General features: G+C 76.2%; 11 protein-coding genes. 6 read left to right on the forward strand and 5 right to left on the reverse strand.

The window, feature by feature from the left end; translation table 11 throughout:
* Positions 1 to 72 precede the first annotated feature (72 nt).
* The 4 genes from clpB to A0J59_RS12060 all read left to right on the forward strand — a co-directional run bounded on the left by clpB (position 73) and on the right by A0J59_RS12060 (position 5,361).
* Positions 73 to 2,694: an ATP-dependent chaperone ClpB gene (gene clpB / locus A0J59_RS12045; RefSeq protein ID WP_047233546.1), complete on the forward strand. Its 2,622-nt coding sequence runs from the start codon at positions 73 to 75 to the stop codon at positions 2,692 to 2,694.
* Between the two features lie 137 nt (positions 2,695 to 2,831).
* A complete protein-coding gene (locus A0J59_RS12050) occupies positions 2,832 to 3,812 on the forward strand; it encodes a diacylglycerol kinase family protein (protein WP_052877684.1) in 981 nt (326 codons plus the stop codon).
* Between the two features lie 86 nt (positions 3,813 to 3,898).
* Positions 3,899 to 4,558 carry a UdgX family uracil-DNA binding protein gene (locus A0J59_RS12055; protein WP_064316249.1) on the forward strand — a complete coding sequence of 220 codons (660 nt, stop codon included), beginning with the start codon at positions 3,899 to 3,901 and terminating at the stop codon, positions 4,556 to 4,558.
* A complete protein-coding gene (locus tag A0J59_RS12060; RefSeq protein WP_082918977.1) occupies positions 4,555 to 5,361 on the forward strand; it encodes a YqjF family protein in 807 nt (268 codons plus the stop codon). The genes A0J59_RS12055 and A0J59_RS12060 overlap by 4 nt, the downstream gene beginning before the upstream one ends.
* Before the next feature lie 2 nt (positions 5,362 to 5,363).
* Here the strand turns inward: A0J59_RS12060 and A0J59_RS12065 are convergent, their stop codons facing one another.
* From A0J59_RS12065 to A0J59_RS12080, 4 genes are all read right to left on the reverse strand, one after another.
* Positions 5,364 to 6,023: a response regulator transcription factor gene (locus tag A0J59_RS12065; RefSeq protein ID WP_047233545.1), complete on the reverse strand. Its 660-nt coding sequence runs from the start codon at positions 6,021 to 6,023 to the stop codon at positions 5,364 to 5,366.
* Entirely contained in the window at positions 6,020 to 7,330 is a 1,311-nt protein-coding gene (locus A0J59_RS12070; RefSeq protein WP_156532988.1) for a sensor histidine kinase, read from the reverse strand. The genes A0J59_RS12065 and A0J59_RS12070 overlap by 4 nt, the downstream gene beginning before the upstream one ends.
* A gap of 194 nt (positions 7,331 to 7,524) precedes the next feature.
* A complete protein-coding gene (locus A0J59_RS12075) occupies positions 7,525 to 8,418 on the reverse strand; it encodes a hypothetical protein (RefSeq protein ID WP_064316245.1) in 894 nt (297 codons plus the stop codon).
* Positions 8,418 to 9,131, reverse strand: coding sequence for an ABC transporter ATP-binding protein (locus A0J59_RS12080; RefSeq protein WP_053369348.1), 714 nt, complete (start codon positions 9,129 to 9,131; stop codon positions 8,418 to 8,420). Before A0J59_RS12080 ends, A0J59_RS12075 begins: the two co-directional genes overlap by 1 nt.
* A 296-nt stretch (positions 9,132 to 9,427) precedes the next feature.
* Between A0J59_RS12080 and A0J59_RS22530 the strand changes: the two genes are divergently transcribed.
* Together A0J59_RS22530 and A0J59_RS12090 are read left to right on the forward strand one after the other, a co-directional pair.
* Positions 9,428 to 10,234: a peptidoglycan-binding protein gene (locus A0J59_RS22530; RefSeq protein ID WP_064316246.1), complete on the forward strand. Its 807-nt coding sequence runs from the start codon at positions 9,428 to 9,430 to the stop codon at positions 10,232 to 10,234.
* Positions 10,235 to 10,338: 104 nt separating this feature from the next.
* On the forward strand, positions 10,339 to 11,016 hold the full coding sequence (locus A0J59_RS12090; RefSeq protein WP_053369350.1) for a TetR/AcrR family transcriptional regulator: 678 nt from the start codon (positions 10,339 to 10,341) through the stop codon (positions 11,014 to 11,016).
* 23 nt (positions 11,017 to 11,039) lie between these two features.
* On the opposite strand, the gene A0J59_RS22380 is transcribed toward A0J59_RS12090, so the two are convergent.
* The coding region (locus A0J59_RS22380) for a septum formation family protein (RefSeq protein WP_255365170.1) at positions 11,040 to 11,757 on the reverse strand (718 nt) is incomplete at its 5' end.

Consider the following 11,757-nt stretch of genomic DNA (forward strand, 5'->3'; position numbering starts at 1 on the left):
GAGCGGAATACACTCAACTTCGGAGTCGTTCCACTGGTCAGACCACCTTTCGAGCACCACACCGGAGCACCTATGGAAACGAAGTTCACCACCATGTCGCAGCAGGCGATCGGCGAGGCGATCCAGACCGCGTCGGCCGCTGGCAACCCGCAGCTCGAGCCGACCCACCTCCTCGCCGCGCTGCTCACCCAGGAGGGTGGGGTCGCCGTCGGGCTGCTCGACGCCGTCGGCGCGGACAAGCAGGCCGTCGGCCAGAAGGTCCGGGCCGCGCTCGTCGCGCTGCCCACCGCGAGCGGGTCCGCCGTCGCGCAGCCGACCCCGTCGCGCGCCACGTCCACGGCACTCGACAACGCCGCGAAGGAGGCGCAGGCGCTCGGCGACGAGTACGTCTCCACCGAGCACCTGCTGCTCGGCATCGCGGCGGGTTCGTCGCAGGCCGCGACGATCCTCCAGCAGGCCGGCGCGACCGCCGACGCGCTGCGCTCGGCGCTGCCCGCCGTGCGCGGCAGCGCGCGCGTGACCAGCCCCAACCCCGAGGGCACCTACAAGGCGCTCGAGCAGTACGGCACCGACCTCACCGCCGCCGCCGCCGAGGGCAAGCTCGACCCCGTGATCGGGCGCGACTCCGAGATCCGGCGCGTCGTGCAGGTGCTGAGCCGACGCACCAAGAACAACCCCGTCCTCATCGGCGAGCCCGGCGTCGGCAAGACGGCCGTCGTCGAGGGCCTTGCCCAGCGCATCGTCGCGGGCGACGTCCCCACGTCGCTCCAGGGCAAGCGCCTCGTGTCCCTCGACCTCGCGAGCATGGTCGCGGGCGCCAAGTACCGCGGCGAGTTCGAGGAGCGCCTCAAGGCCGTCCTGGAGGAGATCCGGTCCTCCGACGGCGAGGTCGTCACGTTCATCGACGAGCTGCACACGGTCGTCGGGGCGGGCGCCGGCGGCGAGGGCGCCATGGACGCCGGGAACATGCTCAAGCCGATGCTCGCGCGCGGCGAGCTGCGCCTCGTCGGGGCGACCACGCTCGACGAGTACCGCGAGTACATCGAGAAGGACCCGGCCCTGGAGCGCCGCTTCCAGCAGGTCTTCGTCGGCGAGCCCTCGGTGGAGGACACGGTCGCGATCCTGCGCGGGCTCAAGGAGCGGTACGAGGCGCACCACAAGGTGACGATCGCCGACTCGGCGCTCGTCGCGGCGGCGTCGCTCTCCGACCGGTACATCACCGGGCGCCAGCTCCCGGACAAGGCGATCGACCTCGTCGACGAGGCGGCGTCGCGCCTGCGCATGGAGCTCGACTCCTCGCCGATCGAGATCGACGAGCTGCAGCGCGCCGTCACGCGCCTGGAGATGGAGGAGGTCGTGCTGTCCGAGTCGACCGACCCCGCGTCGCTCGAGCGGCTCGAGAAGCTGCGCGCCGACCTCGCGGACCGTCGCGAGGAGCTCGCCGCGCTCACCGCGCGGTGGGAGGCCGAGAAGGCGGGCCACAACCGCGTCGGCGACCTGCGCGCGAAGCTCGACGAGCTGCGCGTCCAGGTCGAGCGCGCGATCCGCGAGGGCGACCTCGAGACCGCGGGCCGCCTCCAGTACGGCGAGATCCCGCAGCTCCAGCGCGAGCTCGACGCGGCCGAGGCCGAGGAGCAGGCCGACGACGCGCTCGCGGCGTCCGGGCCCGAGGCCGCACCGATGATCGCCGACAAGGTCGGCGCGGACGAGATCGCGGAGGTCGTGTCCGCGTGGACGGGCATCCCCGCGGGCCGCATGCTCCAGGGCGAGAGCGAGAAGCTCCTGCACATGGAGGAGGTCATCGGGGAGCGCCTCATCGGCCAGCAGGCCGCCGTCCGCTCGGTGTCCGACGCCGTCCGCCGCTCGCGCGCGGGCGTCGCCGACCCGGACCGGCCCACGGGCTCGTTCCTCTTCCTCGGCCCGACGGGCGTCGGCAAGACGGAGCTCGCCAAGTCGCTCGCCGACTTCCTGTTCGACGACGAGCGCGCCATGGTGCGCATCGACATGTCGGAGTACTCCGAGAAGCACTCGGTGGCCCGCCTCGTCGGTGCGCCCCCGGGGTACGTCGGCTACGAGGAGGGCGGCCAGCTCACGGAGGCCGTCCGGCGCCGGCCGTACTCGGTCGTGCTGCTCGACGAGGTCGAGAAGGCGCACCCCGAGGTCTTCGACATCCTGCTCCAGGTGCTCGACGACGGCCGTCTCACCGACGGCCAGGGCCGCACGGTCGACTTCCGCAACGTCATCCTCGTGCTCACGTCGAACCTCGGCTCGCAGTTCCTCGTCGACCCGATGCTCGACGACGCCGCGAAGCGCGAGGCCGTCATGAGCACGGTGCGGGCGTCCTTCAAGCCCGAGTTCCTCAACCGCCTCGACGACGTCATCGTGTTCGAGCCGCTGACGATCGAGGAGCTGGGCCGCATCGTCGACATCCAGGTCGCCGCGCTCGGTCGGCGCCTCGCGGACCGGCGCATCACGCTCGACGTCACGACGGCCGCGCGCGAGTGGCTCGCGCTCGAGGGCTTCGACCCGGCCTACGGGGCGCGCCCGCTGCGCCGCCTCGTGCAGCGCGAGATAGGCGACCGCCTCGCGCGGATGCTGCTCTCGGGCGACGTCGCCGACGGCGACGTGGTGCGCGTCGACCGCGACCCCGAGGCCGAAGGGCTGACCCTCGGGACGGAGATCCTCACGGCCTGACGTCCTGTCCGACGGACCCCGGGTCCTCTGCCGCCGTCGTGACCGAGCGGCGCAGAGAACCCGGGGTCCCCCTGTCCGCGCGGATGGGGCTGCCCCCGTACCGCGCGTCCTCACGGCCGCCGGGACATACTCGGTCCGTGCCGACCGACGAGACGACCGAGACCCAGAACACCGCTCCGCAGCGCCCCGACGTCGGGCCCCACCGCTCGGCCGTGATCGTCAACCCGAACCGGGTCGAGGGCCTCGACGCGCTGCGCGACCTCATCGTCGCGCGGCTCACCGAGGCGGGGTGGCCGGAGCCCGCGTGGCTCGAGACCACGGCCGAGGACCCGGGCACGGGCCAGGCGCGCCAGGCCGTGGACGACGGCGCGGAGGTCGTCTTCGTCAGTGGCGGCGACGGGACCGTGCGGGCCGTCGTCGAAGGGCTGGCGGGGACCGACGCCGCGCTCGCGATCCTCCCGGGCGGCACCGGGAACCTCCTCGCGGTGAACCTCGGCGTCCCGACCGACGCCGAGGAGGGCGTCCGGCTCGTCCTGGAGGGCGGACGGCGCACGATCGACGTCGGCGTGGCCGACGGGCAGACGTTCGCGATCATGGCCGGGATGGGCCTCGACGCCGCGATGATGCGCGACGCCCCGACGGCGCTCAAGGCGCGGGCGGGCTCGGTCGCCTACGTGTTCTCGGCGCTCAAGCACCTCGCCGACGACGAGATGCACGTCGAGGTGACGGTCGACGGGCGCTCGCGGCGCCGTCGCGCGCGGACGGTCGTCGTCGGCAACGTGGGTCGCCTCCAGGCCGGCACCAACCTGCTCCCGGACGCGGAGCCGGACAACGGGCAGCTCGAGGTCGCGATCATCGCGCCCCGCAACGTCCGGCACTGGGTCCAGCTCCTGTGGGGCGTCGTGCGGGGCAAGAGCCGGGTGCCGAGCCGGGAGGTCGTGCGGGGCCGGGAGGTCTCCGTGGTCTCCGACCGGGCGCAGCCCCGCCAGCTCGACGGCGACGTGATCGAGTCGGCCGAGCGCCTCGACGTCAGCGTGCGGCCGCAGGCGCTGCACGTGTGCGTGTACCAGCCGGACGAGTCGGAGGACCTCACGCGGGGCGCCCCCGACCGCACGTGAGCCCGGCGTCGACCGTCACGGCCCGCGGACGCGCGGGCACGTGCGAGCGGGGTGCGAGCCGGCGTCCGGTGCTGCACCGTGAGCCCATGGGCCCCCGACGACCGGCTCCGGAGCGACCCGGCGCGCAGGAGTGGCTCCCGCGCGGTCGTGCCGCGAGCGACGTCGACGCGCTCGCCCGGGCGGCGCGGGAGTGCCACGGGTGCGAGCTGTGGGCGGACGCCACGCAGGTCGTGTTCTCGCGCGGTCCCGAGCGCGCCCGGCTGGTGCTCGTCGGGGAGCAGCCGGGCGACCGGGAGGACCGCGAGGGCGAGCCGTTCGTCGGTCCCGCGGGCCGTCTCCTCGAGGAGGAAATCGACGCCGCCGGGCTGTCCGCCGACGACGTCTACCTGACGAACGCCGTGAAGCACTTCCGGTTCGAGGAGCGCGGCAAGCGCCGCCTGCACAAGAGCCCGGACGTCGCGCACGTGCGGGCGTGCCTCCCGTGGCTCACCGCCGAGGTCGCCGCCGTGGCGCCGCGCGTCGTCGTCGCGATGGGCGCGACCGCGGGGCGAGCCGTGCTCGGTCGCCCCGTGCGCGTGACCGCCGAGCGCGGGCGCGTGCTCGACGTCGACGACGCACCGCGCGTCGTCCTCACCACCCACCCGTCCGCGCTGCTGAGGCTGCGCGAGCGCGCCGAGCGGGAGGCGGCGTTCGCCGCGTTCGTCGACGACCTCCGGCTCGCGTCCGACGCGGCCGGCGTCCGGTGACCGACCGTCCGGTCCCGCCCGCGCCCGACCCCGCGGTGCCGGGGCCGGCAGCCGTGCCGCACCGGGTCCCGCGGATCGTCGTGAACGCGCAGCGCTGGGAGGCGCTGACGTTCCTCCACTGGCGCGCCGACCCCGCCGTCGTGCAGGGCTGGCTCCCGCCCGGCCTCACCGTGCAGGAGGTCGGCGGGACGACGTGGCTCGGCGTGGTCCCGTTCGTCATGGCGGACGTCCGGGTCCCGCCCCTGCCCGCGCTCGGCGCGTGGTCGACGTTCCCCGAGCTCAACGTCCGCGTGTACGTGCGCGACCGTGCGGGCACCGAGGGCGTGTGGTTCCTCGGCCTGTGGGCCACGTCGCGCGCGTTCGTCGCCGCGACGCGCGCGGCGGGCGTCCCGTACCACCCGGCCGGCGCGGTGGTGCACGCGCGCGGCGACCGCGCCGGCCCGCCGGCGGCGGTGCGCTACCGGTTCCGCTCGGCGGGTCGCGGACCCCTGCGCGTCCCGCACGAGCACCCGGGGCTGCGCGACCTCACCTTCCGCGCCGGGGTGCGCGCGCACGAGGAGGTCGACGCGTCGTCGGGCCTCGTGCGGTGGCTCACCGCACGCTGGAACGCGTACGGCGTGCGGGCCGGGCGGCTGTGGCGGTTCCCGGTCGTGCACGAGCCGTGGACGCTGCGGCGCGGCACGCTCGACGCGCTCGACACGGACGTGCTCGACCGCCTCGGGCTGCCGCCCGCAGGTCCCGACCTCGTGCACGTGGCCGCGCCGGTGCACGCACGGTTCGCGCTCCCGCGGCCCGTCCGCTGACGTCAGCCGGCGGGGTCGACGACCCCGTGCCGGAACGCCCAGACGACGAGCTGCACGCGGTCGCGCGCCCCGGTCTTGGTCATGGCCCGGCTCAGGTGCGACTTCACGGTGCTCGGCTCGAGGAACAGGGCCGTCGCGATCTCCGCGTTGGACGACCCGCGGCACAGCAGGCCGACGATGTCGAGCTCGCGCCGGGTGAGGAGCGCGGCCGCGTCGTCGTCCCGGGAGACGGGCGCGCGACGGCGCGCGAACTCGCCGATGACCCGTCGCGTGAGGGACTGGTCGACCAGGCCGTCCCCGGCCGCCACGCGGCGCACGGCGTCGACGAGCACGTCCGGCTCGGCGTCCTTGAGCAGGAACCCGCTCGCGCCGGCCTCCAGGGCGCCGAACACGTAGTCGTCGAGGTCGAACGTGCTCACCACGAGCACGGGCACCGGGTCGACGACGTCCGGACCGGCGAGCGCGCGCGTGGCCGTGATCCCGTCGCCGCCGGGCATGCGCACGTCCATGCACACGACGTCGGGCCGCTCGCGACGCGCGACGCGGACGGCGTCGGCACCGTTCGAGGCCTCGCCGACGACCTCGATCCCCTCGCTCTCGAGGATGACGGTGAACCCGGCGCGGACGACGGCCTGGTCGTCCACGAGCACGACGCGCGTCACGAGACCTCCTGGTCGGCGGTGCGGGAGTCGCGCGCTGGTGCGCGCGGCACGGTGAGGCGCACGAGCCACGCCCCGTCCGGGGCGCGCCGCGCGTCGAGCGAGCCGCCGAGCACGACCGCCCGCTCGCGCATGCCGACGAGCCCGTGACCGGTCTGCGGGTCGGCGGCCGGCACCGTGCCCGCCGCCGGGTTGCGCACGGTGAGGACGAGGTCCGCGGCAGACCACGCGAACCGCACGGCCACGGGCCGGCCCGGCGCGTGCCGGCGCGCGTTGGCGAGCGCCTCCTGGAGCACGCGGTAGACGGCGATCTGGGTGCTCGGCGTCGGTTCCCACGGGCTGCCGTCGGTCTCGACCGTGACGACGGTGCCCGCGGAGCGCGCCGTGTCGAGGAGGGCCGGGACCTCCGCGAGCGTCGGCTGCGGCGCCTCGCGCTCGGCGCCGTCCTCGTCGTCGCGGCCTCGCAGGATGCCGACCACGAGGCGCAGGTCGTCGAGCGTCTCGCGTCCCTGCGCGCGGATCCAGCGCACCGACTCCTTGGCACGCTCAGGATCGGCGTCGACGAGCCGCTCGGCGGCGGACGCCTGGACCACGATGCCCGAGAGGTGGTGGGCCGCGACGTCGTGCAGCTCGCGGGCCATGCGCGCCCGCTCCTCGAGGACCGCCTGGGCGGCGAGCGCCTCGCGCTCGCGCTCGGCGCGCCGCACCCGGTCGCGCAGCTCGGCGACGAGCTCGCGACGCGTCGCGACGTACGAGCCGACCAGCGCCGCCCCGACGAACGTGAGCAGCGCGGAGAGCAGCGCGCCGCCCACCTGGAGCGCGTGCTGCGCGGGCCCGGTCACGGCGGGGACGGCGAACCCCCCGAGCGCGAAGACGAGCACGACCTGCGCGACGGCCGCGGCCGCGGGCGCGGCCAGGCGCGTGCGGCGCGGCGCGTACGCCCCGGCGGAGTAGGCGGCGACGAGGGTCGCGGGGGCCTGGAAGCCGACGTACGGCGGCAGGAGCACGGTGATCGCGACCTGGGCCGCCACGGCGAGCGCGAGGCACGCCAGCGGTGCCCGACGGCGGAACGTCAGGGTCGCCGCCTGGAGCACGACGAGCGCGAGCACGGTCGCGCGGGCCCCGGGGGTGACGATCACGGTACCCGGCCCCGCGCCGAACGTCGCGCCGACGTCCGTCGCGAGCACGCGCTCGATGCCGAGGAACAGCACGACGGTCGCGACGGCGACGACCCCGGCGAGCACGGCGTCGCGACCGGTGTCGGTGCGCACGCCGACCCGGTCGAGCGCGCGGCGCAGGGCCTCGGTCACGATCTCCTCCAAGGGACGACGGGGACGGACGGGTCGGTAAGCCTGCCCACCCTACGGGGGTGCGCCGCCCCGGCCGCGAGGTAGGGCCCTGGTCCACCGAGGTAGGGGCCCGGTCCACCGAGGCAGAGGCGTGGTCGACCGGAAGGGTGACCACGCCTCTGCCTCGCGATACCAGGCCTCTGCCTCGGCGGTCGTCAGACCAGGTCGCGGCGCTGGAGCGTGAGGGCGCCGCTCCCGAGGAGCACCGCGACCCAGGCGACGAGCCCCGCGAGCGCGGCGAGCGTCCCCAGCGGTGCGGCACCGCCCAGGAGCGCCGCGCCGGACTGCCCCGTCGAGGCGAGGGCGCCCAGGCCCAGGGGCAGCCACTCGGCCGCGGCGGACTCGCCGCCCGACAGCAGGGTGACGGCACCCCGGACGATGGGCTCGGCGAGCGCGAGCGCCGCGACGGTCACGACGGCGGCCACCTGGCCGCGCACGAGCGTCCCGACTCCCAGCCCGAACCAGGTGAGGAGGACGAGGACCGCGAGGCCGCGCGCCCACACGCCGAGGACCTCGCCGGGACCGAGCGCGAGCGTCGCGCCCGGGGTCGTGACGATCGCGACGGTGAGACCCAGGGCGCCGACCACGGCGAGCACCACGCTCACCCCGAGGGCGACGGTCGCCGTCGCGCCGGCCTTGGCCGCGAGGATGCGCAGCCGCGACGGCTGGACGAGCGCCGTCGGCACGATGCCGCCCGTGCGGAAGTCCGTCGTCACGGCGAGCACGCCGAGCAGCAGCATGCACATGGTCGCGACGCCGACCGACCCCGAGCCGTTGAGCCCGTTGCCGAGCAGGTCGAGCATGCCGCGCTGGAACGCGGGCTGGGCGGCGTCGGTGAGCGCGCCGAGGTCGGGTGCCAGGTCCTCGAGCATCTCGGGCGACGCCTGGAACCCGACGGTCGGGCCGCCACCGAGCGCCTCGGTGCCCCGCAGGATCGTGGGCAGCAGGAGGGTGAAGGCCTGGACGACGAGCATCCCGGCGACGGCGACGGCCGCGACGACCCACGTCGCGCGGGTCGTGCGGAGCTTGAGCATCTCGGCGCGGTACATCAGCGCACCCCTTCGGTCGTGGCGGTCAGGTCGAGGTAGAAGTCCTCCAAGGACTCCCCGCGGAGCAGGTCGTCGAGCGGCCCGTCGGCGACGACGCGGCCCTGCCCGACGACGACCAGGTCGTCCGCGACCTGCCGCACCTCGGACAGCACGTGGCTCGCGAGGAGCACCGTGCCGCCGTCGTCGGCGAACGCGCGCACCAGGTCGCGCAGCCAGCGCATGCCCGCCGGGTCGAGCCCGTTGGCGGGCTCGTCGAGCACGAGCACCTCCGGGTCGCCGAGCAGCGCGGCGGCGATGCCGATGCGCTGCCGCATCCCGAGCGAGTACGTCCGCACGCGCCGGTCGGCGGCGGGCGCCATGCCGACGAGCGCGAGCACGTCGTCGACGCGCCCCGACGGGATCCGGCCGGCCGCGGCGAGCACCCTCAGGTGGTCGCGGCCCGTGCGCCCGGGGTGGAGGCCGCCGGCGTCGAGCAGGGCGCCGACGGTGCGGGCGGGATGCGCCAGGTCCGCGAACGCGCGACCGTCGAACGTCGCGCTCCCCGCGGTCGCGGCGGCCAGCCCCAGCAGGACGTGCAGCGTCGTCGACTTCCCGGCGCCGTTCGGCCCGAGCAGCCCGACGACGCGGCCCGGCGCGGCCGTGAACGTCACGTCGTGCACGGCGTCGAACGCCCCGTAGGTCTTGCGCAGCCCGGAGACGTGGATGGTGGTCATGCCGGTCCCTTCCTCGATGCGTGCCGCACGGGCCTCCCGCGCGGTGCCCCACCAGGCTGTCGCGCGGGCGGTCCCCGGGTCTTGCGGCGCAGGGCTGAACCTGGGTTGCGACCTTCGTCGCAACCGGGTCGGTCCGGACGTGGACCCGCGACCGCCGGCGCCGTGTCGTCGCAGGTGAGGGGGCCGGGCGTGACATCCGGCCGGGCCATGGGGCAGGGTGGACGTCCACCCGACCGTTCTGGCGGGCAGCGCCACGCGTCGTCCGCCGGTCCTCGACCGCCCTGGAAGGAGGCGACGTGCGCCGACGTCATGGCCTGACCGGATCCCCGGAGGACGGCCGCGTCGCCCCGACGACGTCCGTCGAGCGCCGCGCCGCCACGCCGTGGGTCACGGTCGCCGCGGGGGCCGGCGCGGTGACCCTCGTCGTGGCGGTGGCCGGGATGGTGGGCGCCGCGACCGGCGGTGGCGAGGCGGTCGTCGTCGGTGCCTCGGCCGACGGCGGGACCGCTGTCGAGGACGGCGTCCCGGCCGTCACGCCCCGCCCCGACGCTCCCCGCCCCGAGGTGACGCGCATCCCGCCGCCGGACCACACCCACGACCCGGCGGACGGCGCCGACCCCGCCACGACGCCGGCGCCCCGACCCTCGGTGGACGAGACGGACGCGCCGCCCTCGTCGGCCGACCCCGCGCCGACCACGGAGCCCTCCGCCGCGCCGAGCGGCACCGCGCCGGAGCCCGCGCCGACGACCCCGGCACCCACGACCGAGCCCGACGCGGCGTCCGTCTCCTGGGTCCAGGAACGCCTCCGCGTGCACGGCGCGGACGTCGCGGTCACCGGCACGCTGGACGAGGCGACCCGGGCAGCGCTGCGCGCCTTCCAAGAGGCGAACGGCCTTCCTGGCGACGGCGCCGTGACCGCCGCGACGGCCGAGGCGCTCGCGGCCGCTCCGGACGGCGGTGACGAGGAGTCCGCGGACCCGGGCGGGACCGCTCCGACCGAGCCCGCGCCGCCGTCGGCCACGGACCGGCCGTCCGGCACCGTGCCGGGGCCGACCCCGAGCACCGAGGACGAGGCCGAGGCCACGCTCGCTCCGACGTCCTGAGCGCCGCGGGCAGGGCCGGGCGGGTGAAAGCCGGTCGGCGCGCGTCGGGGGCCCGCCGCGGTCGGTAGGGTTCTCTCTCTCGGACGACGGACGGAGCACGACCCATGACGAGCGCGGCCCTCGGAGCCGGCCACGACCGTGGCGCTCCCCGTCGCACCGCGAGCCCCGACCCCGGGCGCGGGTACGCGAAGGGTCGCGCCAAGCGCGAGGAGATCCTCCAGGCCGCGATCGTGCTCTTCGGCGAGGTCGGCTTCCACGCCGCCTCGCTGCGCGAGCTGGCGTCGCGCGTGGGCATGTCGCACCCCGGCCTGCTCCACCACTTCCCGACGAAGGTCGCGCTCCTCGAGGCGGTGCTCGACCACCGCGACACCGTCGACCAGGCGGACCTCGACGACGACCTCGCGCGCGGCACCGACTACTTCGACGCGCTCGTGCACCTGGTCGAGCGCAACGCCCTCCGCCGGCACATCGTGGAGCTGTTCACGGCGCTCTCGGCCGAGGCGACGTCCCCGGAGCACCCGGCGCACGAGTACTTCGTCCGGCGGTACCGGTGGGCGGTCGCGCGGACGAGCGAGCAGCTCGTCCGCCGGGCGCGCGCGGGCGGCCTGCGGGACGGCGTCGACCCGCAGGTCGCGGCGCGGCAGATCATCGCGCTCATGGACGGACTGCAGGTCCAGTGGCTGCTGTCGCTCGACCGGCCGCGGCCCGAGCGCGTCGACATGCCCGCCGACCTGCGCGCCTACCTCGGCCTCATCCTCGCCGAGGAGGCCCCCGCGCGCTGAGCGCGAGGACCTCCTCGGCGCGCTCAGCCGAGCAGGTCGGCGGGCAGCGGGTCGGTCCCGGCCGCGAGGCACAGGCCCGTGCGGTCGCCGTCGCGCCACGACGCCTCGGTCGGCGACCACACGACGAGCTCGACGCCCTCGGGCGCGTCGGAGCCCAGCACGTCGGGCGTGCACACGCGCGCGACGCGGCGGTCCACGGCCTGCTGTCCGGGCCACACCTCGTCCGCACCCAGGTCGGTCCGGGCGACGACCTGCGCCCGGTGCTCGTCCGCGCACGGCACGGCCCGCACCTGCGACACCTCGCCGTCGGGCGGCAGCTCGTCGAGGCAGGTCCCCAGCACGAGCTGGACCGCGTTGACCGTCTGCGGGGCGTCGACGTCGCCCGCGAGCGGCGTGCGCGCCTGCTCGCCCTGCCACCAGAGGAGCGCGCCCGCGGTCCACGCGACCGTGACGACGGCGCCCACCACCATGCCGGCGACGGCGAGCCCACGACCGCGCGTGCCGCGGGACCGCACGCGGGAGAGCCCCGCGGCACCGAGCCCGATCCCGACGGGTCCGAGCACGACGCCCGCGGGCACGCTCGCCACGGCGAGCGGCTCGACGCGCGGCGGCGCGGGCTGCCACCCGGGCGCGTAGTACGTCTCGGGTGCGAAGCCCGGTTCGGCCGCGGCGGCCGGGGGTGGCACCGGGGCGCCCGACGGCACCGGGGCGCCCGACGGGGCTGGGGCCCCCGCCGGCGGG

Origin of the sequence: Cellulosimicrobium sp. I38E, assembly GCF_001647255.1 — a bacterium.
GTDB classification, from domain to species: Bacteria; Actinomycetota; Actinomycetes; order Actinomycetales; family Cellulomonadaceae; genus Cellulosimicrobium; species Cellulosimicrobium cellulans_E.

What these genes read in the sequence shown, in the direction of transcription:
- clpB (WP_047233546.1), top strand. Translation starts at nt 73, where the DNA reads ATGGAAACGAAGTTCACCACCATGTCGCAGCAGGCGATCGGCGAGGCG.
- A0J59_RS12055 (WP_064316249.1), top strand. Translation starts at nt 3,899, where the DNA reads ATGGGCCCCCGACGACCGGCTCCGGAGCGACCCGGCGCGCAGGAGTGG.
- A0J59_RS12075 (WP_064316245.1), bottom strand. Translation starts at nt 8,418, where the DNA reads ATGTACCGCGCCGAGATGCTCAAGCTCCGCACGACCCGCGCGACGTGG.
- A0J59_RS12080 (WP_053369348.1), bottom strand. Translation starts at nt 9,131, where the DNA reads ATGACCACCATCCACGTCTCCGGGCTGCGCAAGACCTACGGGGCGTTC.
- A0J59_RS12090 (WP_053369350.1), top strand. Translation starts at nt 10,339, where the DNA reads ATGACGAGCGCGGCCCTCGGAGCCGGCCACGACCGTGGCGCTCCCCGT.